We start from the raw sequence: 24,956 nt of genomic DNA on the forward strand, positions 1-24,956 counted from the left end.
GAACCCCGGCGCGCACCGGGACCGTTAGGGTCCCGTTACGACCGTGACGGAGGCAGCGTCTGACAGGGGCGATTCGAAATCGGTGCACACTGCCGTGTAGGTCACCGAGGTCGAGTCGCCCACCGTGCTGGAGATGGTGATGTCGGCGGAGGTGGCGTTAGCGGGCTGGCTCGAATTCTCCGGTGTGCCGTTCATGGCCTGGACGTTGAAGCCGCTCAGCGGGTGATCTGCCGGGCAGCCCGAGTATGCCGGCCAGCTGAACGTGACGACAGAGCCGGGAAGGTAGGGACCGGCAGAAGCTGTCGGTGCCGGAGGCTTGGTGGCGCTCGGCGGGGCAGGAATCGCCGAATAGAAGGACACAGTGATGGTTTCGCCCAGGCGCACGTTACCGGACGGTGTCACGTTGTACGCGAGACCCTCCTGCTCCACGGTGGGAGCGACCGTGCCGTCCCGGCCATCGAGGATAAGGCCGAGTTCGGTCAGCCTGGCCTCGACGACATCCCTCGTGCGACCCTCGAGTTCGGTGGGGTCGAGGGCGACCCTGTCGCTCGTGGTGGGCGTAGGGGAGGTCGGCGCAGCGCTGGTCGGCGCGGCGCTCGTCGGGGGTGTCGAGGTCGGCGCCGTCTGGTCTCCGAGCGGGTTCACGACGAGCGCGATGATGGTTCCGATCAGCACCAGGGCGAGGAGCGATATCAGGATGACCAGCGGCCACGTCCACGGGTTGCGGGTCGGTGTCTCGATGGGCGCGGTCGGCGTGGGCACGGCGCCCTGCGTGGTCATCACCCTGGTGGCCTGGGTGTTCTGGCCGTAGTTGGGGCCGACGGTGGCCGCGAGGGTACCGTCGCCGAGAACGCCGGGTACGGCGGCGGCGGCGGCCGCGACATCCCCTCGCCTCAATGCCTGGGCGGCACGCGCGAGATGCGTCGCAGAGGCTGGACGATCTGACGGGTTTTTGGCCAGGCAGGCGTACACGAGGTTACGAACGGGATCGGCGACCGTCGCCGGCAATTCGGGTGGCGTCTCGTTGATCTGCGCCATGGCGATGGCGACCTGCGATTCGCCGGTAAAGGGCCGTCGGCCGGCCAGGGATTCGTATGCCACGATCCCGAGCGAGTAGATGTCGGTGCTCGGGGACGCAGGATGCCCGCTCGCCTGTTCCGGCGACAGGTACTGTACGGTGCCCATGACCTGTCCGGTGGCGGTGAGGGGAACCTGGTCGGCGATGCGGGCGATACCGAAGTCGGTGATCTTGACGCGGCCGTCGGGGGTGATCAGGAGGTTTCCGGGCTTGATGTCGCGGTGCACAAGCCCGGCGGCATGCGCTGCCTGCAGAGCGGCCGCGGTCTGGGCGACGATATCGAGCACTCGGTCGGTGGAGAGCACGCGTTCGCGTTCGAGGATCGCGCTCAAGGCCTCACCCGGCACGAGTTCCATCACGAGGTAGGCGCTGCCGTCTTCTTCTCCGTAGTCGAAGACGTTGGCGATTCCCTCGTGGTTGACGAGCGCCGCGTGGCGAGCCTCTGCACGGAAACGTTCGAGGAACCCGGGATCGCCGAGGTACTCGTCTTTCAGGATCTTGATGGCGACGGTGCGACCGATGACCAGGTCTGTGGCCTGCCACACCTCGCCCATGCCGCCGATGGCGACACGACTGGAGAGCTGGTAACGGCCACCGAAGGTGAGCCCACTCGATGGTCTCATCTGTTCAACACCGCCTCTAATACCTGCTTGCCAATGGGAGCCGAGATTCTGCTGGACAGGCCATCCTGACCCAGCCCGCCACCGTTCTGCACGACGACGGCGACCACAACCTCAGGGTCTTGTGCCGGCGCGAAACCGGTGAACCACAGGCTGTACGGATCGCCCGCGCCATTCTCTGCTGTACCGGTCTTACCCGCCACATCGACCCCGTCTATTGTGGCAGTATTCGCGGCGCCGTTGGCGACAGACGCGACCATGAGATCCGTCATCGTGGCCGCGGTCTGCTCGCTCATCGCCCGCCTGAATTCCGCGGGGGTGAACTGTTCGATCGAGTTCAGGTTCGACGACAGGATGCTCTCCACCAGGTTCGGTTTCATGATCGTTCCTCCATTGGCTATCGCCATCGACACCATCGCCATCTGGAGCGGGGATGCGCGTACCTCGCTCTGGCCGAACGCCGAGAGCATGGTGCTCGGCTCGTCCAGCACTCGCGGGTACACGCTGGCAGTGGAGTTGAGCGGGACGTCGATGCTCTCGTTGAATCCGAACTTCTCCGCCTGGTCGAGGATGGCGCGGTAGCCGAGCTGCTGACCGAGCTCGGCCATCGGAATATTGCAGGAGAGCCGGACCGCGGTCGCGATAGTCGCCGTTTCCCCGGGACCGCAGGGTGCTTCATCCGAGTTGCTGATCTGGAAGCTCGACTGCGGCAGTGTCAGCGTTGCGGGGTTGGGGAACGCGCTGTCGGCGGTGAAGCTGCCACTGTCGATAGCGGCGGCTGCAACGACGAGCTTGAACGTCGAACCGGGCGGGTCGAGCGCACCGGCCAGCGTGCGGTTGAACAACGGCCCAGCGGGGTCATTGAGCAATTGGTTGTAGGTGTCGATGACCTGCGTTGAGTCGTGCACGGCGAACAGGTTGGGGTCGAAGGTGGGCTTGGACACCATGGCGATGATCTCGCCGGTCTTCGGGCGGATCGCGATGACGGCACCCTCATAGTCGCCGAGCGCATCCCAGGCCGCCTGCTGGATGACGGGGTCGATCGTCAGCTCCACCGAGGCGCCCTTGGGCTTCTGCCCGGTGACGATCGCGTTGACCTGGTCGAAGAACTGGTTGTTCGACGTGCCGCTGAGGTAGTCGTTGAGCGAATCCTCGAGACCGGTGTTGCCCTGGTTCAGGGTGAGGTATCCGGTGACCGGCGCGTACAGGGGCCCGTTCGTGTACACCCGCTGGAACTTGAACTCGTCGTCACTCGGCTGCGACAGGGCGATGGGCTGGCCATCGACGAGGATCGGGCCGCGCTCAGCGGAGTAACTCGCGTACAGCGTGCGCGAATTGCGACCGTCGGCCTTCAGATTGTCGACGGAAACCACCTGGATGATCGACGTGGAGATGAACAGGGCCACGAACATCAGCAACACGACCGTGCTGACGCGCTTCAGTTCCTTATTCACTTGCTCACCACCTGTCGGTTCTCGGGAATGGGGTCCACCACGAGAAGCGGCTGGCTCCTGACGCTGTCCGACAGTCTCAGCAGCAGCGCAGCAATGATCCAGTTTGCGACCAGGGACGAACCCCCGGCGGCGAGGAACGGGGTCGTGAGCCCGGTCAGCGGGATGACCCTGGTCACGCCGCCGATGACCACGAAGACCTGCAGCGCGATGACGAAGGAGAGACCGACACCGAGAAGTCGGCCGAAGTCGTCCTGCCCGGCGAAGCCGATGCGGAATCCGCGGGAGACGAACAGCAGGTAGAGACCGAGGATGGCGAAGATGCCGATCAACCCGAGCTCTTCACCGAGCGCCGAGATGATGTAGTCGCTCTCGGCCAGCGGTGTGATCTCGGGGCTTCCCTGCCCGAGACCGGTACCGATGAGGCCGCCATCCGCCAGGCCGAACATCCCCTGCACCAGCTGGTAGCTGCCGCCCGTGGCCTCGTAGATCTCGGGATTGAACGCGTCGAGCCACGCATCCACGCGCCCGCCGACGTAGCTGAGGGTCTGGCTCGCCACGAAAGCGCCGACGAAGAAGAGCCCGAGGCCCAACACGATCCAGCTCGAGCGTCCGGTGGCGACGTAGAGCATCACCAGGAACAGGCCGAAGTACAACAGGGCAGTTCCGAGGTCACGCTGCACCACCAGCACGAGCATGGATGCGGCGAACACGACGAGCACCGGCCCGAGGTCGCGGGCTCTCGGGAACTGCATTCCGAGGATCCTGCGCCCGACCATCGACAACGAATCCCTGGCCGTCACGAGGTAGCCGGCGAAGAAGATCGCCAGCGCCACCTTGCCGAGCTCACCGGGCTGGAACGAGAACGGTCCGACCTTGATCCACAGCTGTGCACTGGTTCCCAGGTCACTGCCGATGAGCGGCAGCATCGGCAGGATGAGCAGCAGGATGCCGCTGGCCATCGCGATGTAGGTGTAGCGCTGCAGCACACGGTGGTTGCGCACCACCAGCAGCACGGCGATCGCGATCACGATGGAGAGCACGGTCCAGGCAACCTGGCGCACTCCCCCGTTGTCCCAGCCCTGTAACTCGTAGGCGAGGTCGACGCGGTAGATCATGGCGATGCCGAGGCCGTTCAGCACAGTGGCGATCGGCAGGATGAGCGGATCGGCGTCTCGGGCCACGACACGCAGCACGACATGCAGCACGAGAACCAGCACCCCGAGCATCCCGACCTGGACCAGCATGCTGGATTCGAGCTGGCCGAGCGCACCGAGCTGTACGAGCGCGATGGCACCCAGGTCGATACCGATCGCGACGATGAGCAGCGCGAGTTCGAGGTTGCGCAGCTTTGCCGGAACTTTCAGGCGCAATCGGATGGTCGACGTGAGAGTCGACAGGGTTCCGGTGTCGGTCGATGTGGTCACGTCAGGGCGTCCCCACACTCATCAGCTGTTCGATGATGCGTTCGGCGTCCTCGATGCTGTCTGCGTTGATGGTCGCCTCGACGGTATCGCGCTGGTACAGCGGAAGATCGTCGAGTTGCAGGGTGGTGCTGCGGTAGACGTGCGAGAGCGAGATCGGCCCGAGATCCTGCTGCACGCCCTGGAAGATCGTGACCCTGCCATTCTCGGCGCCGACGAAATAGTGGCGTTGCGTGAACTCGTAGCCGATGACGCAGGCGGCCACGATGAGGCCGGTGACGATCACGATGAACGCGAGCCAGCTGACGCGACGACGGATCTCGCGACGACGGTCTTCCTGGATCAGGGCGGTCAGGTAGTCGTCTGACTCCGGTTCGAAGTGGCTGTCTTCGGGAGGCGACGCCTTGAGGGGATGAAGGAGCAGGCTCGGCAGCCGGAGGGGCCGGCGCACGACGTCATTCTCGAACACCAGCGGAACGGCCGCGGATCCGACGGTGAGCGGCGGCGTGTGCGCGGAATCCGCCGAATCGTCGACATCGACGATGACCACTGTGACGTTGTCTGGAGCGCCCTGGTCGAGGCTGTCCCTCACGAGCTTCTCGGCCGCGGACTGGGCCGCAGGAATCGTCGACAGCGCGAGGTGCATCTTGTCGTCGCTGACGTAGCTGCTGAGCCCATCGGAACACAGCAGCCACCGGTCGCCCGGTCTGGTGTCGAGCACGGCCGTGTCGATCTCGGGAGACGCGTCGACGTCACCGAGCACGCGCATAAGAACGGAGCGGCGTGGATGGACTGCGGCCTCTTCTGCGGTGATCCGGCCGCTGTCGACGAGGCGCTGCACGAAGGTGTGGTCGGCGGTGACCTGCGTCAGCACGTTGTCGCGGAGAAGGTAGATGCGCGAATCACCGATGTGCGCGAGCGCGATCTGGTTGCCGACACGCAGGATGCCGCTGACGGTGGTGCCCATCCCGGTGAGTTCGGCGTGCTCGAACACGGTCTCGGCGAGCAGCGAGTTTGCGGCGAGCAGTGCGGTGCGCAGCGCGAACTCGGCATCGTGCGGAGAGGAATACGCTCGATCGGTCTCGGTGATCCGTTTGACCGCGATAGCCGACGCGACGTCGCCGCCGGCGTGGCCACCCATGCCATCGGCGACGACGAACAGGTACTGGCCGGCGTATCCGCTGTCCTGGTTGTTACTTCGGACTTTGCCGACGTGCGAGACCGCCGCACTCTTCCCCGTGGTAGCCATTCACCTACCGCCGCAGTTCAAAACTCGTCGTACCGATCTTGACGGGGGTGTTCAACGGAACCTGCGTCGGAACCAGCACCCTGGTTCCGTTCAGGAACGTTCCGTTGGTCGAATCGAGATCCTGGATGACCCAGCCGTCCGCCCACAGGAGCAGTCGGGCATGGTGGGTCGACGTGTAGTCGTCCCGGATCACCAGCGCAGACTCGTTGGAGCGGCCGATGGTCATGGACTCGGCGGGCAGATCCATCTCCAGCCCTGACTTCGCTCCGCCGGTGATGACGAGGCGACGTGCGTCGAGGGACGTCGACGGTGAGTTCGAGGGCTGGCGTGGCGCCGAGAGCTGCTCCGTCATCGGCTCTGGAGCCGAGTACTGCTGCTGGATCGGTGCAGCGGGCTGAGCGGCGGCCGAGGCCGGCAGCCGGCGTACCTTCTGGCCGAACAGGTCGGACCTGAGGGCGTAGACGATCGCAAAAACGAAGCCCCAGAGCACCACGAGGAAGGCGATCCTCAGGATGAGGAGGGTGAGTTCACTCATCAGCGAATGCCATCCCGCCGACCCGAGAGCTCGGAAGAGCCGGCGGACTGTGCCAGCACTCTGAACACGATCCTGGTCCTGCCGATGTCGATGACGGAATCTGGCGGGAGCGGCGCGCGGTTGACCTTTGTGCCGTTCAGCAGCGAGCCGTTCGTCGAGCCGAGATCGTTGACTTCGGCCTTCGAACCGTCCCAGAGGATCTCGACGTGCTTGCGCGAGATGCCGGTGTCGTCGACCGTGATGGTCGCGTCACTGCCGCGACCGATGATGGTGCGGGAATGGGTGATGGGATGTCGCGTTCCGTTGATCTCGAGCACCGGGGTCCAGGCGACAGTGCCCTTGACGTTCACGGACTGAATCTCGATCATGCCCTGGCTGAGCGTGGAATCCTCGGCCAGCGTGATCGAAATACCGCCGGCGAAGGAATAGTGCTGGGCCGCGGCGTGCTGTTGCATGAGACCGGTCAACTCGTCGATGAGGGTCTGGCCGAGGCCGGTCATCCTCTCGTAATCGACGCGATTGAGGTGCACGGTGAACTTGTTGGGGACAAGGATGCGCTCCCGCGAGACGACGGCTGCTCTTGTATCGAGCTCGCGTCGAAGGGCGCTGGTAATCTCCACCGGCTGGAGCCCACTTTTGAAGGTCTTGGCGAACGCACCGTTGACGGCGCGCTCGAGACCTTTCTCAAAGCTGTCCAGAAGACCCAAAACACTCCTTGTTATTGCCCTTACTGGATACCGATGTTAGCCGCTGGCCGCTGGCGCGACCGCCCCGCCACCACAAAACCAGTCGATTCACACGTGGGTGATTGCGCCGCTGCCAGTGAATCACTGGGATCGCGCGCATCCGATGCCCCCTCGTACTGTGATAATCTCGCTCAGTCGGTGGCTCGCTTCCGACAGGTGAGCGCGAGTGGCGAAATTGGCAGACGCGCACGGTTCAGGTCCGTGTGCCCGAAAGGGCATGGGGGTTCAAGTCCCCCCTCGCGCACCGTAACGAATGAAGGCGTCCCCCGTTTTTTGGGGGGCGCCTTCATTCGTTGAGGCGCAAGGGGTGTGTACCTTGGGCGCGCTGGGCCCCGAACCATGCAGTCCAGACCAGCGTGCTGGGATGGCGGCTTGGTGTGGGCGTCAAGTCCCCCCTCGCGCACCGGCGCTAATACGGCTGCTGCAGGATGCCGTTGACGTTGTCTACGGCTGTCTGGGAGACAGTGCCGTGCTGGTCACTGACGGGGACTACACGGCGGATGATGAGCGGCGAACCCGGATTCTCGACGATTTCCACCCGATAGTTGTCGGTCGCCAGCCCTCGGACCACGTAGTAGCCGTCCGCGTCGGTGTAATCAATTTCGCTCGTCCGCGTGGTGACACCGAACGCCCTGACCATCATGTTCGCGACCGGAACGCCGGACTGATTGACGATGCGTCCGCCGATCGAGCCGGCCAGCCGCATCCGCAGGGCCAGCCAGCGACGGCCGCCCGCGGCAACCGAGACATTCTCCTGGTAGTTGGAGAGCCTGGTCCAGATTCCGTGGTCGCCGCGTTGGGAGACCGCCACCGTGTACTGCCAGTCCGGCCTGAGGCCCGTGAACGTGGTCTGCCCTGAGGCGTCCGTGTACTGGGTCGCGTTGAATTGCAGGGGTCCGTAGATGCCGACCACCACGTTCGCTAGCGGCAGCTTCTGGCCGCTGACGGTGATGAGCATGACGGTGAGAGTGCCGGTGCTCGTCGCAGTCAGTGACTGCGCGGCACGTGACTGCGCGGCACGTGACTGTGTGACGTCGGTGGGCGCGGCGCTCGCGGGTTGAGCGCTCGCAGGTTGGGCGACACCGCCGCCGACAAGGAGAAGGGCGGTGAAGGCCGCCGCCCACCGCCGCCGATGGTCGTGCGTGAACTGAACCGGCTGCCGAAACGTCATGCTGAACCCCCGTGTTGTGTGCGCCATTGTCCTGTCGGGCCGCGCGGGGTACGGGTCACCCGTCAAGCTCTTGCTCGCGATGCTACGGGAGCGAACGGCTCGCCCGCCAGAGAATCTGCGATGGGCGCTCACCGGCGGTCGCTACGCTCGAGTCATGAGCGGATACGAGGCTGGCTTCCTGGACGTGCAGCTCGAGCTGCCGGTGACGCAGCAGCCGGTCATCCAGCTCGATTACACGCACTTCACGGTTCTGCTCGACCCTGCGCGCAGGCTAGCGGCGGCCACCGCCGTCAATATCGCCGGCGCCGAGCTCGTCGACGTGAAGCGCGGTAATACCTGGCGTCTCGACAAGCGGGTCGCGGAGGACCAGCAGGCCGGACCCGAGTTGTACGCGAAGAACGATCTCGATCGCGGGCACCTGGTGCGCCGCAGGGATCCGGTCTGGGGAGACGAGGCAAAACAGGCCAACGCCGACACCTTCAACTACACGAATGCGGCACCTCAGGCCGCCGCCTTCAACCAGGGCAAGGAGCTGTGGGTCGGGCTCGAGGATCACGTGCTCGAATACGCGGGGGCCAACCAGCTGCACGCCAGCGTGTTCACCGGTCCGGTGTTCAGACCCGACGACGGCCTGTATCGGGGGGTGCGGATTCCGCGGATGTTCTGGAAGATCGCGGCCTGGACGGTGACGATCGACGACACCGCCTCCCTGAGGACGGCCGGATTCGTGCTCGACCAGTCTCCGCTGCTGGCCGACATCGACCTGCGCGAACTGACCAGCGGAAACCCGCCCCCGCTGGGCCCGTTCCGCACATTCCAGCTTCCCGTCGAGCGGATCGCCGAACTCACCGGTCTCACCATCGAACAGCTTGTGGATGCCGATCGCTACAAGCCGACACCGGCGGCACAACCGGTCGGACCCCGCGGAGACTGGCGCGAACTGGCCTCGGGCGACGAGATCGAGCTCTAACGCTGGCAACTGTCTCACCGCCGCGTGTTAGGTTCGGAAAATGACCCGCATAGCGGCGGTCGCCCCCGTGCTTCCCCTCCACGAATACACCCAGTCCGAGATCACGTCCGAGCTCGCACCCCTCATCACCTCCGCGCCCGGCCGGCGCGCCGTGCTGGAGCGGATGCACGCGGCATCCGGCATCGGAACACGCTTCACCGCACTGCCGATCGAGCGCTACCGCAGCCTCGGTTCCTTCAGGGAAACCAACGACATCTTCATCGAGGTCGCGACGGATCTGGCCGAGCGGGCGCTGCGCACGGCTCTCGCGGCCTGTGGACTCGAGGCGCCCGACGTCGACTTCGTCATGTTCACCTCGGTGACCGGAATTTCTGCGCCCTCGATCGACGCGCTGCTCGTCCAGAGGCTCGGGCTGCGTCCCGATGTGAAGCGGATGCCGTCCTTCGGCCTCGGGTGCGTCGCGGGAGCTGCTGGACTCGCCCGCGTCAACGACTATCTGGTCGGGCATCCGGGTGAGGTGGGTGTGTTGTTGAGCGTGGAGCTCTGCTCGCTCACCCTGCAGCGTGACGACGAGTCGATGGGAAACTTCGTTGCCACCGGGCTGTTCGGTGATGGCGCGACCGCGGTGGTGCTCGTCGGCGACGACCGGCCGGAACCCGGCCCCCGCATCGTCGACACCCGCAGTTCGTTCTACCCGGACACGACCGATGTGATCGGCTGGAACGTGGGCGGCAGCGGGTTCGAGATCGTGCTCACCGCGGGTGTCGCCGACGTGATCACCCGGCACTTCCCGGCTGAAGCCTCAGCCTTCCTCGCCGACAATGGGCTCAGCACAGCGGATGTCACCACCTGGGTCGCGCATCCTGGCGGCCCGCGCGTGCTCGAGGCGTTCGCCGAGGCGCTCGAGGTTCCCGCGTCGGCGTTCGAGCTGTCGTGGGCATCGCTGGACCGGGTGGGGAACCTGTCGTCGTCCGCCGTGCTCCACGTGCTTTCCGACACGATCGATGCCGGCGTGGCGCCGGGGTCGAAAGGCCTGCTCTTCGCCCTCGGCCCCGGTGTGAGCGCCGAGTTCGTGCTGCTGGAGTGGCCGTGAGCGTCATCCTGTACGTCGCCCTGATTCTCGCGACCGGGGGTGAGCGACTGTTCGAGCTCGCGGTCTCCAGGCGCAACGCCGCCGCCGCGTTCGCTCGAGGTGGCACAGAATACGGCCAGCGCCACTTCCCGTGGATGGTCGCCCTGCACACCGGGCTGCTGCTGGCGTGCATCGCCGAGGTGGTTCTCGCGCATCGGCCGTTCATCCCCGGTCTGGGCTGGCCGATGCTCGTGATCGCGCTGCTGTGCCAGGCCGGCCGCTACTGGATCATCAGCTCGCTCGGAGCGCAGTGGAACACCCGCGTGATCGTGGTGCCCGGGGCGGGTCGGATCGCTCGCGGTCCCTACCGCTGGGCGTGGTTGCCGCATCCGAACTACCTGCTCGTGGTCGTGGAGGGCATAGCGTTGCCGCTCGTGCACACGGCGTGGGTCACGGCGATAGCCTTCACGGTGCTGAACGCTGTGCTGCTGCTGGGGTTCCGCATCCCGACCGAAGACAGGGCGCTGAGGCAACTCGCATGAGTGTGGACGTCGTGGTGGTCGGTGGCGGGCCCGTCGGGTTGGCGTCCGCGATCGAGGCGCGGCTGGCTGGATTGACGGTCACGCTGATCGAGCAGCGCGACGACACCATCGACAAGGCCTGCGGCGAAGGGCTCATGCCGGGAGCCCTGCCTTTGCTCGCGCGACTCGGTGTAGAGCCAGAGGGGATGCCGCTGCGGGGGGTCAGCTACCGTGATGCCCACCGGCACGCCGACTACCTGTTTCGCGGCGGGATCGGGCGCGGAGTGCGCCGCACGACCCTGCACTCGGCACTGACGCGCAGGGCAGAGGAACTCGGTGTCGAACGCGTCACCGCGAAAGTGGAGCGGGTCGATGCTGACGCGACGGGGGTCACTGTGGCCGGGCTGCGGGCGGGCTGGCTGTTCGCTGCCGACGGACTGCACTCCCCTGTGCGTCGACTTATCGGGTTGGAGCGCCCAGGTCCCCGCCGTGCACGCCGGTTCGGCCTGCGCCAGCATTTCGCCGTCGCGCCCTGGAGCGAACTCATCGAGGTCTACTGGACCCGACGCTCCGAGGTGTACATCACCCCGGTCGCTCCGGATATCGTCGGCGTGGCCATGCTCGGCGGTTCCCGCACCGACTTCGCCGAGACTGTAGCGGGCATTCCTGAGCTCGCTGAGCGGCTCACGGGCGCAGAGCCCGCCAGCAGCCTGCGTGGCGCCGGCCCGTTCCGCCAGCGTGCCGCGCGACCGTCGAAGGGCAGAGTGCTGCTCGTCGGTGATGCGTCAGGCTATGTCGACGCGATCACGGGCGAGGGGCTGCGGCTCGGTTTCGCGCAGGCCAGGGTCGCGGTTGCGGCAGCGACGGGCGGTCCGGCCTACGACGGACAGTGGCGGCGAGTGACGCGTGACTTTCGAGTGCTCACGTCGGGACTGGTGGGGGCGGCGAACTCTCCCCTGCGCGCAGGCATCGTGCCAGCGGCATCTATGCTCCCGGGGCTCTACGGAGCTGTGGTCGAGCGGTTGGCCCGATAGGCCAGCGCGGTATAGGCCAGTGCTCGGAGCAATCGCTCTGCAGGACCCCGGATGCCACGGCGCTCCAGCTGGGCGGCGACGGCCAGGCTCACCAGCCACACGACCACCGCGATCAGGGCGATGGACCAGGAGTCGAGGTGTGCACCCAGTCCGAAGCCCCAGGCGCTCATCAGAGGCGCGAACACGAGTGACTGCGCGAGGTAGAAAGTGAGCGACCGTGACCCGAGCGAGCGCAGCGCTGTGGTGAAGGAGCCGGTCGTCGTGATCCCTGCGGCGATGACCCCGAATGCGGCGACGTAACCCAGCCCGCAGGCGAGTCCCGTGACGCTGTGGAGGGCGCTGATGAGCGGATCGGCCGACGCGTCGAGCCCGAGCAGGTTCGCGTTCTGTGCCGCGGTGACGCCGCCACCGATCCACCCCAGGCCGATGCCCACGATAGCCGCGCGTCTCAGCAGTGGAAGGTGCGCAGTGGGATCCTCAAGCACGCGGTGCCTGGCCGCCAGGATCGCGACGAGCATCGCGATGGGGACGACGAAGGCCAGCGCTTGCGCTGGGGTCAGGACGAGCCAGGTGAGCAGTCGTTCCACGAGGGATTCGCCGTAGTCCGCCGTGGCGATACCCAGGCCGAGGTCGACGGCGTCAGCCTCGTCGTCAAGGGGCACCGGCAGGAGAGACAGGCCCACGACGAACACCAGTAGCCCGGCACTGAGTACGCCGATCCACACCCGGAGCGTGCGATCGCCTCTGTCGAGGAACAGCCAGCCGATGATCAGGCCGACCAGTCCGTACGCCCCCACGATGTCGCCGGCCCACAGCAGTGCGGCGTGCACGAGGCCGAACGCCAGCATCCAGGCGTGACGACGGCGAAGCAGCCGCCTGGCGGACTTCTGGTCGGTGCCCGAACTGCGCTGCCGGGAGTAGAGCTGCCAGATCCCGTAGCCGAACAGCGCCGCGAACATGGGATAGCTGCGACCGTCGATGGCGGTGAGCGAGATCGACTGGATGATGCGGTCGGCGATACTTGCCTCGACCGGCCAGGCCGAAAGCCCGCGGGAATCGCTGGTCCACAGGTACCAGGGCGCGTTCGCGATGGCGATGAACAGCAGGAGAGCTCCGCGCGCAAGGTCGGGAGCAAGCGAACGCTCGGCCAGCGGAGTCGGCAGTGGGGTGTGGATCGAACTCATTGTGCCCATCATTCTGGATCGGGTGCTCAGGCGCCAGAGGCCGCCAGCAGCCGCGTCAGGGCGTCGCGCGTGCGCTCGAGTTCCGTGACATCCATCCCCAGTCGCTCCACGATCTGACCGGGAACGCGCTCGGCCTGCTGCCGGAGAGCACGACCGGCTCCTGTCAGCTCGACGTCGAGAGCACGCTCGTCGTCAGGATTGCGTTCGCGGGTCACCAGGCCAGCGCTTTCGAGGCGCTTGAGCAGCGGAGACAGTGTTGCGGGCTCCAGCCGAAGTGCCTGGCCGATGTCGCGCACAGTTCGCGGGCTCCTCTCCCAGAGGGCGAGCATCACGAGATACTGCGGGTGAGTGAGCCCGAGCGGCTCGAGCACGGGGCGATACAGGCCGATGACACTCCTGGATGCCGCGGCCAGCGCGAAGCAGACCTGGCGGTCGAGGGCCAGTGGGTCGAGGGCCCGTGGATCAGGGTGCTGTGGATTCACCGTCATTTAGTTAGTATACTAATCATTTGTGGGCAAAGAAATGAAGGAACCGTGGTGGGATCGGCTGAACCGACGACTGTTCCCGTACATCGGCCCGCCGCCGCTCGGCCCGTATAACGAGGCGCCGCTGCCTCCGACGGCGCAGAAAGCCTGCCCGCTGTGCGGCCAGGAGATGAGCATCCATACTTTCGTTCGAACGCAGGATCACTCGTCGACGCGCATGAGCTGCCCGCGCCCGGCCGTACGGGAGTCAGCCGAGCAGTAGCGGAAGCAGCTGGGTCGTCGAGTCGACGGCCGCGATCGTGCCGACCTCCTCGGCCGGTGACCCGTAACCCCAGCGCACAAAAATCGTGGGCACGTCATGCGCCGCGGCCCCGTGCACGTCGTGTGAGCGGTCGCCCACCATGACGGTGTGTGTCACGTCAGCACCGATCGCCACGAGTCGACGCAGGGCTTCCTCCACGACATCCGCCTTGGCGCTGCGCACCTCGTCGTCTGACGCCCCGGTGATCACATCGAAGTACTTCAGCAGGTCGTAGTGCTCCAGGACCAGCTTCGCGGGAGTCTCGGGTTTCGACGTAGCAAGGGACAACGGCACCTCGCTTGCGTGGATCGCTCTGAGCACATCCTCCACCCCCGGATACACTGTCGCGTTGAAGGCGCCGTGTCGCAGGTATTCGGGGCGGTAGATCTCGAGAGCGCGCTGCGATTGCTCAGGGGTGAAACCGGCGAGATCCCGGAAGGAGTCGAGGATCGGCGGGCCGACATACGCCACCAACTCGGCCGGCGATGGGATCGGGAGCCCCAGTTGCTCGAAGGTATAGGCGAGCGTCGCCGTGATCCCAGGGGCTGAGTCGACGATCGTGCCGTCGAGGTCGAACAGGATGCTGCTGAACTCGGCTCTCATACTTCCAAAGCCTAGGTGGCTAGAAGAGGCGGTGATCGCTGTCGTCCATGCCGCGCATTGCGTCATAGTCGAGCAACAGGCACCGGATGCCGCGACCGTGGGCCAGCGTGCGGGCCTGCGGCTTGATCTCTTGGGCGGCGAACACTCCGGTGACCGGTGTGAGGTGCGGATCGCGATTCATCAGTTCGAGGTAGCGGGTGAGCTGTTCGACGCCGTCGATGTCGCCGCGCCGCTTGATCTCGACCGCGACACTGCCGCCCGAGGCATCCGTCGCCAGAATATCGACAGGGCCGATCGCGGTCATGTATTCCCGGCGAACCAGCCGGTATCCGTCACCGAGCAGCTCGATCTGTTCGGCGAGCAGCTTCTGCAGGTGGTGCTCTGCGCCATCCTTCTGCAGCCCTGGGTCGTGGCCGAGCTCGTGCGAACTCTCGTGCAGGATCTCGTGGATGGAGATGACCAGCAGGTCTGCTGTCTTGGCCTGGGCGACCCGCCAGGTCTGGATCACGCCAGCCTCGGCCTGGTCGGCGTCGGGCTCCATGACCGCGAGGGTGCACGGCGGGCTCATCCAGTTCAGCGGCTTGTAGCTCAGTGAGTCGGAGTGTACGAGCACGCTGCCGTCGGCCTTGACCAGAAGAAGTCGGGTGGCAAGAGGCAGGTGCGCGGAAAGTCGCCCGGCGTAGTCGACTGAACAACGGGCAATCACGAGTCTCACCGCTCTAAGGTACCCGGGTCGCCGAACCCTGGTCGTCCCTGAGGCGCCGCAGCGCGAGAATTGCGTTCGTCACAGCCTCCGGGTCTTCGCGAGGGGTGTTGTGGCCGACAGCCGTTCGCTGGTAGTCGACAAGTTGCGCGAAATGTGATTCATGCTGGACGCGTGACAGCGGCGGTGTGAGTGGATCTTCGGTCGGGTCGATGACGATAGTCGGCACAGGGATCTGGGGTTGAGGCGCGATAAACGCCTCGAGGGCATCGTAGGCCGGGTCTCCGGCCACCAACCCGTAACGAACCCGGTACGAGTGGATGACCACCTCGACGAAGTCCGGGTTGTCGAAGGACGCGGCGGTCGCCGCGAAGGTGGAATCGTCGAAGTTCCACTGTGGCGACCACTCCTGCCACAATTGGCGGGCCAACTCGCGACGGTATCTCTCCAGGCCCGCGCGACCGCGCTCGTTCTGGAAGTACCACTGATACCAGTCTTTCGCTTCGGACGCTGGCTCAGCCGGCACCGTGGCCATCGCGTGCACGTCGTGCACGTTGTACCCGCTGATCGTGACCAGGCCGCCCACGTCTCCTGGCCAGCGCATCGCCGCAACACAGGCGGCCCGACCGCCCCAGTCGAAGCCTGAGACGATCGGGCGTTTCAGGCCAAGCGCGATGATGAGTGAGTGGAGATCCGACGCTAGCGCTCCCTGCTGGCCGGATCTCATTGTGCTTGCTGACAGGAAACGGGTCGGGCCGTAGCCGCGTAAATACGGCACTATGACATCCGCACCGGCCTCCGCGAGGTCGTGCGCAACCTGATCGAAGCTGCGCGGGTCGTAAGGGAATCCGTGAAGCAGAACGACCGGGCATCCCGACAAAACACCGCTTCGCTCGAACGCGACGTCCAGGACATCCGTTGTGACGCGCTCGATCCTCGCTGTCATGACTCCAGGTTAAGGAACGGCACTGACACTGCGACCGCGACCAGGCCGCACGGGTCAGGTGCTCGGCTGCTCGAGTCGTGACTGGACCTGCAGCAGGTCGTCGCGGCCGAGCTCGACCCAGGGACCCGAGGGGTTGATGACGAGCCCCGAGAAGTTCTCGCCCAGAGCATCCGACACGATGCGGCTCACGTCGATGGCGGCCCATGAGTCTGTCGTGCTCCGCACCACGACCTCGGCGGCGGAGGTGAAAGCGAGCGCCACACCCTTACCCTCCGCATTTGTCGAGGTGCGCACCTGCACGCCCTCCGGTGACTCGTTCACGGCATACAGCAGTTGACCGCCGAGGGAGAGCGCGTCGATGACGGCATTCTTCATCCAGGTCGGCCCCGCGGTGTCGATGGCGGTCTTGACCGAGTCGTTCCTGACAGACCTGAGCAGGAACTCGACGTCAGCCAGTCGCACACCGCAGGTCGGTCCGGCGGGGTCGAGGTAGAGCCAGCCGTAACCGTGCTCTTTCGCGAATTCGAGGCTGGATGCCGCGGGCTGGGCGAGTGTCTGCACGGTCGCCGGGGCATCCTCATGCATCTGCAGCACTTCCTCCTGGCGGGTGAATGCGAAGAGGGCACGCTCGCCGTCGGGCCCCGTGCCTGCGCGGAACGCGAAAGTCGAACCCGGAGCGATGGATGATCCGTCTTCCGTCATCAGGATCTCTGAACCTGTCGTGTCGAACAGCAGGTCGCCGTGCATGAGGTTGCGCACGACCTCGAGGAACCGGGATTGCTCGTTCTGCTCCGCGAAGTCGGCGATTGCGCGTCGGAGGGGGACGTTGTCTACGAGTTCAGCCATACCAACAGCCTACGAGAGAGCGGCGCTCCTCTTCGGTTCGCGAGCGGCACCCGAGACGAACGTACCGATCGCGGCAAGCACGAGCACAATCAGCAGCGCGTGCAGCACGCCGGTGTACTCACCGAGCAGTCCGATGACGGGCGGGCCCACGAGGAACGCGAAGTAGCCGATCGTGGCGACGGCGCTGACCCTGGCCGCCGCGGTCTTCGGGTCGTCGGCCGCTGCCGACATACCGATGGGGAAGCCGAGAGCAGATCCGAGACCCCAGAGCACGACGCCGATGACGGCGATCGGTGTGACTGGCACAAAGATGAAGATCAGCAGGCCGATGACGGCAAGCAGGAACGACCCTCGCAGCACGGCGACCCGACCGAACCTGTCGAGAAGGAACACCCCGGTCAGGCGGCCCACCGTCATTGCTGTGACGAAGATGCCGAAGATCAGGGCACCGGTCTCATTGTTCACCGAATGGCCGTCGACGGAGGCGATGGCGAGCCAGTCGTTGGCCGACCCTTCGGCGAAGGCGGCCGCCAGCACGACCACACCGATCAGCAGGGTGCGCGGATCGCGCCAGATGCTGAGCCTGCCGCGCCAGCTCTTCGAATGGTCGTCGTCGGCGATGGGCTGGCCATCCTCTTCGATGACATGCTCCGACTGGATGAACCGCCGAACCAGCACGATGGCGACGACCATCACGGCACCCGCGAGCCCGAGATGCAGGGCGATCGGCACCCCGGCGAGCTCCGCGAGAGCTCCGAGCCCTGCGCCGACCATGGTGCCGAAACTGAAGAACGCGTGGAAGATCGGCATGATGGAGCGCCCGAGCGCCCGCTCGTTGGCGGCCCCCGAGACGTTCATCGCGACATCCGTGATGCCCATCGCCGCACCGAAGATCATCAGCCCCACGAAAGCCCCTCCGAAACTCGGACCGAGGGTGACGGCGAGCCCGGCGATGAGGATTCCGACCGCAATTCCGGTGAGTCCCCAGGTGATGGTGGTGACCCCGCCGAACCTCGCGACGATGTGGCTGGAGGCGAGCAGCCCGACGATCGATCCGATCGAGATCCCGGTGATCAGGAGTCCCACCTGGGCCGGGCTCACGTCGAGCAGGTCGCGCGCCGCCGGTAGCCGGGATACCCAGCTGGCCATCGCGAGACCGGGGAGTGCGAACACCACGAAGATCGCGTTTCGCCAGGCCACGACCTGGCGGCGGTCGAGGCCGGTGGCGATGGCTGGAATGTCTGTCATGGGATCCCTGTAATGACTCGAGCTCGGAATATCGAATCGATTCGATAGAGCGATTCGACTAAGCTACCAACCCATGGACGGCGAGGCAAGCGGAGCAACGCAGAGACCGACCCTCGCAGCCGTAGCGGCGCTCGCCGGAGTCTCGGGCTCGACGGCGTCACTCGCCTTCAGCGGGGCGGGCCCCGTCTCGCACGCCACCCGCACGAAGGTGCTCGCCGCCGCCGAAGCGCTCGGATACGCCGGTCCCGATCCGCGGGCCCAGTCCCTGCGTCGCGGCCGATCCGGCATCATCGGCATCGTCGTCGAAGACGCGCTCCAGGACGCATTCCGAGACCCCATGTCGCTCGCTATGCTCGACGGCGTCGCCGCGGAGACGGGGAACGCGGGGGCGGGACTGCTGCTGCTCTCCGATGCCGGAGGGCCGCAGATCGACATCCGCTCAGCCCCGATGGACGCCGTGATCCTCGTCGGCTGCTCGACCAGGCTCGACGAATCGGTCGCTGTGCTCCGCCAGCGGGGGATGCCGGTCGTCGCCATCGAAGCTGACGACATGCCCGGCGTGCTGTCGATCAGCCTCGATAACCGGGACGCCACGGCCAGGCTCGCCCGGCACCTGCGGGAACTCGGGCACGAGAGTGTGTCTGTGGTTTCCCTGCCGATCGACGGCTCGAAGGTCCAGGCCGAGTTGCCGCAGGACTGGGACGGCCGTGCGACCTCCCACACCACGCGGGATCGCCTGCGGGGGCTTCGGGACGTCTATCCGGGCTTCGGCGGCGTCGTCGCGACGCGCAGCTCGATCGAAGCCGGACGGGCGGCCGGCCTTGCGCTGCTCGAGGGCGCAGCGGCGACCTCGGGAAAGCGTCCAACGGCGGTGGTCGCCCAGAGTGACTTACTCGCGATCGGGGTGATCCGGGCCGCGGAGAGCCTCGGCATCCGGGTTCCGGAACAGCTGAGCGTCGTGGGCTTCGACGGGGTGCAGATCGACGAACTGGGGGAGCACGACCTCACCACGGTCATCCAGCCCGCACAGGACAAGGGCAGGGCCGCCGGGAGGGCCGCCGTCGAACTCGTCGCCGGTGGCACGCCGCAATCGATGGCCTTCACGAGCGAGCTGCACATCGGATCGACGACCGCCGCGAGGAGTCAGCAGTAGCGCAGGCACCGTCGTTAGTCTTGCCGTATGAGCTCAGAAACTCCCCCCACCTCTGGCATCGACATCGGGGAGCTCGACTCCTCGGTCCGCCCCCAGGACGACCTCTTCCGCCACGTCAACGGCAGGTGGATCTCGCGCACCGAGATCCCCAGCGACAAGGCCCGCTACGGATCGTTCTACGTGCTCGCGGAAGAAGCCGAACGCGCCGTCCGCGACATCATCATCGAGTCTCAGGGTGCCGAACCCGGCACTGAGGCCCGAAAGGTCGGTGACCTGTACGCCAGCTTCCTTGACGAAGCCAGGGTGCAGGAGCTGGGCGCGGCGCCGATAGCGGAGCTGCTCGCCGAGGCTGCTGCCGTGACATCCATCGCCAGCCTGCTCTCGACCCTCGGGAAACTCGAGCGGGGCGGATCGAGCGGATTCGCACAGGTTTTTGTCGATAACGACCCCGGGCAGCCTGAGCGCTACCTTGTCTTCATCGAGCAGGGTGGGCTCGGACTTCCCGACGAGTCCTACTATCGCGAGGAGAAGTCGGCGGCCATCCGTACCAAGTACGTCGAATACCTCGAGCACATGCTCGCGCTCGCCGGACTCGACGATGCAGCAACCAGGGCCGCCCGCGTTTTCGACCTCGAGACGGAACTCGCCAGCCATCACTGGGACAACGTCGCCACCCGCGACAGCGAGAAGTCGTACAACCTCATGTCGTGGCAGGCGGCCAGCGGCCTGCTGGCGCCGGTCGACCTGAACCTGTGGCTCGACGCCATGGGTGTGCCCGAGCACTCCTTCGACGAGGTCGTGGTTCGCCAGCCGAGCTTCCTGGAGGGGCTGTCGACCGTGCTCGTGTCTGACAACCTCGACAAGTGGCGTGACTGGCTGTCGTGGCAGGTCATCCGGTCGAATGCTGCGTACCTCTCGGATGATTTCGTCGCCGCCAACTTCGACTTCTACGGCAGGACGCTGACGGGCACTCCGGAGATGCGCGCCCGCTGGAAGCGTGGCGTTTCCCTCGTGGAAGGCGCGCTGGGCGAGGCCGTCGGCCGCATCTATGTCGAGCGGCACTTCCCGGAATCGGCAAAAACCGCCATGGACGTGCTCGTCGCGAACCTCGTCGAGGCGTACCGGCAGAGCATCACCTCGCTCGCATGGATGGGCGAAGACACCAGGGCCCGCGCCATCGACAAGCTCGAGAAGTTCACCCCCAAGATCGGCTACCCCGTGAAGTGGCGCGACTATTCGAGCCTGCAGATGGATGCCGCCGACCTCATCGGCAACATCCGCGCCACCAGCGAGTTCGAGTTCCAGCGTGAGCTGGGCAAGATCGGCCAGCCTCTCGACCGTGACGAGTGGTTCATGACGCCCCAGACGATCAACGCGTACTACAACCCGGGCTTCAACGAGATCGTGTTCCCGGCGGCCATCCTGCAGGCACCATTCTTCGACGAGTCGTGGGATGCCGCGGCCAACTACGGCGCGATCGGAGCCGTCATCGGCCACGAGATCGGTCACGGTTTCGACGACCAGGGCTCGAAGTACGACGGCGACGGGCGACTCACCGACTGGTGGACGCCAGCCGACCGAGCCGCATTCGAAGAGCGCACCGGGGCCCTGATCGCGCAGTACGACGCCCTCGCTCCGGCGCAGGTTCCCGACCACCAAGTCAGCGGGGCGCTGACGATCGGTGAGAACATCGGCGACCTGGGCGGTCTCGCCATCGCGTGGCGCGCCTACCTGATCTCCCTCGGCGGCGAAGAGTCGCCGGTGATCGACGGGCTTACGGGTGCTGAGCGCTTCTTCCTGTCGTGGGCGCAGGCCTGGCAGCTCAAGGCTCGCGACGAGGAGGTCATCCGGTTGCTGTCGATCGATCCGCATTCGCCCAATGAGTTCAGGTGCAACCAGATTGTCCGCAATATCGACGAGTTCTATGAGACATTTGGCGTAACCGAAACCGACTCACTCTGGCTCGACCCGAAAGACCGTGTGACTATTTGGTAGAAATTGTGCGCGCCCGAGAGCGCTGGGAGCGAATCCATGCTCCTCGCGTTCCCCGGCATTCGTCGACCGAGGGAGCCGAGAACTTCAGCGGTACCTTCAGGGCGCTCGGAAAAATCGCGTACGCGGGTTCCAGGGTCTCGGCCAGTGTGGTCGACCTGAACTCGGGCAAGACGCTCGTCGCGATCGACGACAGGATCGTGTTGCCGACGGCCAGCATCGGCAAGATCCTGCTGCTCATCGAGGTGTCGGCCCGGATCACCGCGCGCGACGCCTCGGGTTTCGGCATCCTCGACAAGACAGCGGGGGATTCGATCGCCGGCGCTGGCCTCTGGCAGCAGCTCCAGGTGCCGACACTTCCCGTCGCCGACCTTGCCGCGCTCGTGGGTGCCACGAGTGACAACCTCGCCACGAACATCCTGCTCAGGCATGTCGGTCTTCACGCCGTGCGGGCGAGAACCGAGTCCCTCGGCCTGGTGCGCACGGCGCTGCTCGACCTGGTGCGTGACGACAGGGGGCCGGATGAGGCACCACAACTCTCCGTAGGTTCGACGGCCGAGCTCAGCTGGCTGTTCGGCGCGCTGGCCCGGAACGAGATCGTCGATCCCGTCACGAGTCAGCGGGTACTGGGCTGGCTGTCGCAGAACAGCGACCTCTCCCTGGTGGCGAGCGCGTTCGGCCTCGACCCTCTCTCCCACCGCGGGCTGGATCACGACACCCTTCTTGTGAACAAGACGGGATCGGATTCCGGCGTGCGTTCGGAGGCCGGTGCCCTGCGCGGCAGCGGCCGGGCTGTGGCCTACGCGGTCTCCGTGCAGTTCACCGACGACAGCCTGGGATCGAGGATGCGCGTGCTCGAGGCACTGCGTGTCGTCGGGGTCGACCTGCTCGAATACGTGCACCAGCCGCGCCGCGAAAATGTTCCTCGACACTCCTGAACTTTGCCCTTGCCCCCCACAGGGGGGCCATATACTCTTAGACAGCGCTGCGCCGGATCGAACCCGAAACTCGATCCGGTACCCCGACACAGTGCATTCGAGTCTTACCCGCTCCCAGCGCGCATCCCCCATGCGTGCCCTACAGCACTGGGCTCGAACTCCCCCCCCAGGAGATCGAACGTGTTCAAGAAGATCATTGCCATCGGTGGAACCTTAGCCATCGCCGCCAGCCTTTCCGTCATCGCCGTTGCCGGCGCCGCGGAAGCAACCCATCCCGTCGTGAGTGGCACAGCAGCGTGCGACTCGAACGGACTGTCCACGATCACGTGGAAGGTGACGGGTGACACGGGCTACGCCAACGAGACCGCCACCATCAAGAGCGCCGTCGTCACCTCCAGCGGAGATGACGCTCCCGCACAGCCGACGTCGCTGCTCGAGCAGTCGGTCAAGGGTGCCGGGTACGTCGAAGCCGTCCAGGGCGACGTCGTCGGCGGAGCCGGTTACTCGCTGGCAGTTGCCGTGCAGTGGACCAACCACCGCGCGGGCGACCTCGTCACCCAGACCTCGGCCGTCGTCACCGCCGCATCGTGCGAGGTGCCGGACGTCGAGGATGCTGCCGCGTCACTCACCACGACGACAGCGACGTGTCTCGCCGGAGCCGAGCTCGTGCTCGGTGACGTCAACAACTTCACCTGGGGTGAGGTCACCCGCGATGGAGTCAACTTCACCGTGACCGCCACGGCCGATCCCGGGCACCGCTTCCCCGCGGGTGACGGCGTGTCTGAAGACGGTTCGACGACGGTCTTCACGGGCATCCTGGAGCCACAGACAACCGGCCCGGAGTGCACGCCTCCGCCCAACTGCATCCCCGGCTCGGCCGTGTCATACACCTACGACCGCGAGAGCAACAGCGGTTCGATCCGTGTCGAGAACGTTCCCAGCGCCACAGGCGAACTGTGCGAGGGATTCTGGGTGACGGCGACGAGCTGGAAGTACAAGACGGATAAGGTGTGGCCGCAGACGCTCGATCAGCTCGACTACGTCAACGGAAAGCAGAAGATCACCCTCCCGGGTGATTACCCGTTCCAGGCCGTCATGAGCTGTGGCCAGGGCGACATCTACGCCTCATTCGACGAGCAGCCCGAACCGACAGCGACGCTGGCCGGCCCGAGCGACCCTTACGACGAATTCTTCCTTCATCAGATGGGATTCACCGGCCCCGTGCCGACCTATTACAACCAGACCCCCGGTTGCAACACGGTCGTCCCGGTAGCCCCGGCCATCACCACAGCAACAGAGTGTGGGATCGCGCCGACTGTCGTGGCGAAGACGACCACCGGAGTCGACTATGAGGTGGTGCTCGATAGCGCCACCGGTGACTACGTCGTCACGGCGACCCCCCAGTTGAATTACTACTTCGCCGGAGACGACGACCAGATCGTGGAGTTCGAGGGCAACATCGGTGTACTCGTCGACTGTGTGGAGAACGGAAACGTCGTCGCGGTGTTCGGCGAATGCACCCCGGGCGTATTCGATGACGGCCTGTCATCAGACCCGGCCGGTTCGGGGACCGCTTCCTTCCGATCAGCAACCCTGACATTCGACAACTCGAAGAGCACCAAACCGGTGCTCTTCCAGGTGATCGGATTGCCCGAATTCGACACGACTGTCGCTGCCGGCGACACGGTCGAGGTCGAGATCGCCAATGCCACCGCGACCGGCACGAGTTTCACGGTGATGGCGTCCGGCAAGTCCTTCGACATCCCGATCCCGACCTGTGAGCTTCCGCCGCTCGCGCTCGTGACGCCGACCACCTCGGTCACCCAGCCCACCTGCACCACGGCAGGGTCGTACACTCTCGGATCTATCGTGGGTGACATCGTCTGGACCGTGGACGGGAAGCCGGGAATCACCAACGGAACCTACCCGGCGCCAGCGGGCAGCTCCTCTGTGACAGTCGTGGCAGAGCCGGCCGTCGCAGGCGATGGACTCGATCCCGACTGGGTGAACCCCGTCGTGCTGAGGTTCGCGGCTCCGGCCGGGGTCTGCTCGTTCAATCCGCCCACCCTGCCGTTCGACCCGCCGACGTCGCCGCTGACGCCGCCGACCCTGGCCTTCACGGGGCTCACGATCGGTGCCGGCATCAGCCTCGCGGGCGGACTGCTCTTCGTCGGCTTTGCCGGACTCTTCGTAGCGCGCCACCGCAGGCTCCACAGCTAGAGCGTCCGCAGTCGACAGCCCGGTAACGGGGGGTGCTCCGGCACCCCCCGTTCTGGGGTCGACCTGCCCCCTTGTCCTCCTAAGGGGGGACACAATATCCTGAAGCCACGCCGGTCCGGATCACATCCCCGAAATGCGATCCGGTTCCCGCACGGCGCTCGACCACCCGGCTACTCGCGCACACTTCCCGATGTGTGTGCGAGTCGTCGTGGTCGTCACCTCCCACCCCAGGAGTCTCCATGTACCAGAAATTTCTCGCCACCGTCAGCACCCTCGCGCTCGCCGGAAGCCTGTCGGCGGTAGCAGTGGCCGGCTCAGCGTCCGTCGGCGATCTCGCGTTCGCCAGCGTCGCGGCCACGAGCGCGTTCAGCCTCGCCGGAGCCTTCACGTTCCTCGGGATTACCGGGCTGTTGCACGCGGCCCGGCGCGGAACCGCGTCATCCTGAGCTGGCGGCACGCTCCAACG

General features: G+C 65.9%; 24 protein-coding genes and 1 tRNA gene. 11 read left to right on the forward strand and 14 right to left on the reverse strand.

The annotated features are described in order from the left end of the window. Window positions 1-24 precede the first annotated feature (24 nt). The 6 genes from IWX81_RS07825 to IWX81_RS07850 are packed head-to-tail and all read right to left on the reverse strand — an operon-like array spanning window position 25 to window position 7,064. The gene (locus IWX81_RS07825) at window positions 25-1,701 is read right to left on the reverse strand and encodes a protein kinase domain-containing protein (RefSeq protein WP_199280751.1); all 1,677 of its coding nucleotides are present in this window, start codon (window positions 1,699-1,701) and stop codon (window positions 25-27) included. Further along, complete coding sequence (locus IWX81_RS07830) at window positions 1,698-3,152, reverse strand: peptidoglycan D,D-transpeptidase FtsI family protein (protein WP_199280752.1); 1,455 nt, start codon at window positions 3,150-3,152, stop codon at window positions 1,698-1,700. The genes IWX81_RS07825 and IWX81_RS07830 overlap by 4 nt, the downstream gene beginning before the upstream one ends. Beyond that, window positions 3,149-4,576, reverse strand: a complete 1,428-nt coding sequence (locus IWX81_RS07835) for an FtsW/RodA/SpoVE family cell cycle protein (protein WP_199280753.1) — start codon at window positions 4,574-4,576, stop codon at window positions 3,149-3,151. Before IWX81_RS07835 ends, IWX81_RS07830 begins: the two co-directional genes overlap by 4 nt. A gap of 1 nt (window position 4,577) precedes the next feature. Next, complete coding sequence (locus tag IWX81_RS07840) at window positions 4,578-5,822, reverse strand: PP2C family protein-serine/threonine phosphatase (protein ID WP_199280754.1); 1,245 nt, start codon at window positions 5,820-5,822, stop codon at window positions 4,578-4,580. Between the two features lie 4 nt (window positions 5,823-5,826). Beyond that, window positions 5,827-6,357 carry an FHA domain-containing protein FhaB/FipA gene (locus tag IWX81_RS07845; RefSeq protein ID WP_199280755.1) on the reverse strand — a complete coding sequence of 177 codons (531 nt, stop codon included), beginning with the start codon at window positions 6,355-6,357 and terminating at the stop codon, window positions 5,827-5,829. Next, entirely contained in the window at window positions 6,357-7,064 is a 708-nt protein-coding gene (locus IWX81_RS07850; protein ID WP_199280756.1) for an FhaA domain-containing protein, read from the reverse strand. Before IWX81_RS07850 ends, IWX81_RS07845 begins: the two co-directional genes overlap by 1 nt. 199 nt (window positions 7,065-7,263) lie before the next feature. On the opposite strand from IWX81_RS07850, the gene IWX81_RS07855 reads away from it, so the two are divergent. Further along, window positions 7,264-7,347: transfer RNA gene (locus IWX81_RS07855), tRNA-Leu, on the forward strand. Window positions 7,348-7,512: 165 nt separating this feature from the next. On the opposite strand, the gene IWX81_RS07860 is transcribed toward IWX81_RS07855, so the two are convergent. Next, on the reverse strand, window positions 7,513-8,274 hold the full coding sequence (locus IWX81_RS07860) for an MSCRAMM family protein (protein ID WP_199280757.1): 762 nt from the start codon (window positions 8,272-8,274) through the stop codon (window positions 7,513-7,515). Window positions 8,275-8,428: 154 nt separating this feature from the next. On the opposite strand from IWX81_RS07860, the gene IWX81_RS07865 reads away from it, so the two are divergent. From IWX81_RS07865 to IWX81_RS07880, 4 genes are read left to right on the forward strand one after another with little or no spacing between them, the layout of a single operon-like run. Further along, window positions 8,429-9,244, forward strand: coding sequence for a DNA/RNA non-specific endonuclease (locus IWX81_RS07865; RefSeq protein ID WP_199280758.1), 816 nt, complete (start codon window positions 8,429-8,431; stop codon window positions 9,242-9,244). 40 nt (window positions 9,245-9,284) lie between these two features. Continuing rightward, on the forward strand, window positions 9,285-10,337 hold the full coding sequence (locus IWX81_RS07870; protein ID WP_199280759.1) for a type III polyketide synthase: 1,053 nt from the start codon (window positions 9,285-9,287) through the stop codon (window positions 10,335-10,337). Then, window positions 10,334-10,858 (forward strand): isoprenylcysteine carboxyl methyltransferase family protein, encoded by a 525-nt coding sequence (locus tag IWX81_RS07875; RefSeq protein ID WP_199280760.1) that lies wholly within the window; start codon window positions 10,334-10,336, stop codon window positions 10,856-10,858. Before IWX81_RS07870 ends, IWX81_RS07875 begins: the two co-directional genes overlap by 4 nt. Further along, window positions 10,855-11,871: an NAD(P)/FAD-dependent oxidoreductase gene (locus IWX81_RS07880; RefSeq protein WP_199280761.1), complete on the forward strand. Its 1,017-nt coding sequence runs from the start codon at window positions 10,855-10,857 to the stop codon at window positions 11,869-11,871. The genes IWX81_RS07875 and IWX81_RS07880 overlap by 4 nt, the downstream gene beginning before the upstream one ends. On the opposite strand, the gene IWX81_RS07885 is transcribed toward IWX81_RS07880, so the two are convergent. Both IWX81_RS07885 and IWX81_RS07890 read right to left on the reverse strand, forming a co-directional pair. Further along, window positions 11,838-13,055, reverse strand: a complete 1,218-nt coding sequence (locus IWX81_RS07885) for a DUF418 domain-containing protein (protein WP_334593542.1) — start codon at window positions 13,053-13,055, stop codon at window positions 11,838-11,840. The genes IWX81_RS07880 and IWX81_RS07885 overlap by 34 nt on opposite strands. Window positions 13,056-13,081: 26 nt before the next feature. Further along, window positions 13,082-13,543 carry a MarR family winged helix-turn-helix transcriptional regulator gene (locus IWX81_RS07890; protein ID WP_199280763.1) on the reverse strand — a complete coding sequence of 154 codons (462 nt, stop codon included), beginning with the start codon at window positions 13,541-13,543 and terminating at the stop codon, window positions 13,082-13,084. A gap of 22 nt (window positions 13,544-13,565) precedes the next feature. Between IWX81_RS07890 and IWX81_RS07895 the strand changes: the two genes are divergently transcribed. Next, window positions 13,566-13,802, forward strand: coding sequence for a hypothetical protein (locus IWX81_RS07895; protein ID WP_199280764.1), 237 nt, complete (start codon window positions 13,566-13,568; stop codon window positions 13,800-13,802). On the opposite strand, the gene IWX81_RS07900 is transcribed toward IWX81_RS07895, so the two are convergent. The 5 genes from IWX81_RS07900 to IWX81_RS07920 are packed head-to-tail and all read right to left on the reverse strand — an operon-like array spanning window position 13,788 to window position 18,187. Continuing rightward, window positions 13,788-14,444 carry an HAD hydrolase-like protein gene (locus IWX81_RS07900; protein ID WP_199280765.1) on the reverse strand — a complete coding sequence of 219 codons (657 nt, stop codon included), beginning with the start codon at window positions 14,442-14,444 and terminating at the stop codon, window positions 13,788-13,790. The two genes, IWX81_RS07895 and IWX81_RS07900, sit on opposite strands and share 15 nt — an antisense overlap. Before the next feature lie 19 nt (window positions 14,445-14,463). Next, the gene (nucS, locus tag IWX81_RS07905; RefSeq protein WP_199280766.1) at window positions 14,464-15,159 is read right to left on the reverse strand and encodes an endonuclease NucS; all 696 of its coding nucleotides are present in this window, start codon (window positions 15,157-15,159) and stop codon (window positions 14,464-14,466) included. A gap of 4 nt (window positions 15,160-15,163) precedes the next feature. Continuing rightward, the gene (locus IWX81_RS07910) at window positions 15,164-16,093 is read right to left on the reverse strand and encodes an alpha/beta fold hydrolase (RefSeq protein WP_199280767.1); all 930 of its coding nucleotides are present in this window, start codon (window positions 16,091-16,093) and stop codon (window positions 15,164-15,166) included. 54 nt (window positions 16,094-16,147) lie between these two features. Next, the gene (locus IWX81_RS07915) at window positions 16,148-16,939 is read right to left on the reverse strand and encodes an SseB family protein (RefSeq protein WP_199280768.1); all 792 of its coding nucleotides are present in this window, start codon (window positions 16,937-16,939) and stop codon (window positions 16,148-16,150) included. 9 nt (window positions 16,940-16,948) lie between these two features. After that, a complete protein-coding gene (locus tag IWX81_RS07920) occupies window positions 16,949-18,187 on the reverse strand; it encodes an MFS transporter (RefSeq protein ID WP_199280769.1) in 1,239 nt (412 codons plus the stop codon). A 73-nt stretch (window positions 18,188-18,260) separates the two neighbouring features. Here IWX81_RS07920 and IWX81_RS07925 point away from each other — a divergent pair, with 73 nt between their 5' ends. The 5 genes from IWX81_RS07925 to IWX81_RS07945 all read left to right on the forward strand — a co-directional run bounded on the left by IWX81_RS07925 (window position 18,261) and on the right by IWX81_RS07945 (window position 24,936). Then, complete coding sequence (locus IWX81_RS07925) at window positions 18,261-19,340, forward strand: LacI family DNA-binding transcriptional regulator (protein WP_199280770.1); 1,080 nt, start codon at window positions 18,261-18,263, stop codon at window positions 19,338-19,340. A 27-nt stretch (window positions 19,341-19,367) separates the two neighbouring features. After that, entirely contained in the window at window positions 19,368-21,335 is a 1,968-nt protein-coding gene (locus IWX81_RS07930) for a M13 family metallopeptidase (protein ID WP_199280771.1), read from the forward strand. Window positions 21,336-21,340: 5 nt separating this feature from the next. Then, entirely contained in the window at window positions 21,341-22,270 is a 930-nt protein-coding gene (locus IWX81_RS07935; protein WP_334593549.1) for a serine hydrolase, read from the forward strand. 180 nt (window positions 22,271-22,450) lie between these two features. Continuing rightward, window positions 22,451-24,490, forward strand: coding sequence for a hypothetical protein (locus IWX81_RS07940; RefSeq protein WP_199280773.1), 2,040 nt, complete (start codon window positions 22,451-22,453; stop codon window positions 24,488-24,490). A 239-nt stretch (window positions 24,491-24,729) separates the two neighbouring features. Next, a complete protein-coding gene (locus IWX81_RS07945; protein ID WP_199280774.1) occupies window positions 24,730-24,936 on the forward strand; it encodes a hypothetical protein in 207 nt (68 codons plus the stop codon). The last annotated feature ends 20 nt before the right edge of the window (window positions 24,937-24,956 follow it).

Origin of the sequence: Salinibacterium sp. CAN_S4 (assembly GCF_015752305.1) — a bacterium.
Classification (GTDB): Bacteria; Actinomycetota; Actinomycetes; order Actinomycetales; family Microbacteriaceae; genus Rhodoglobus.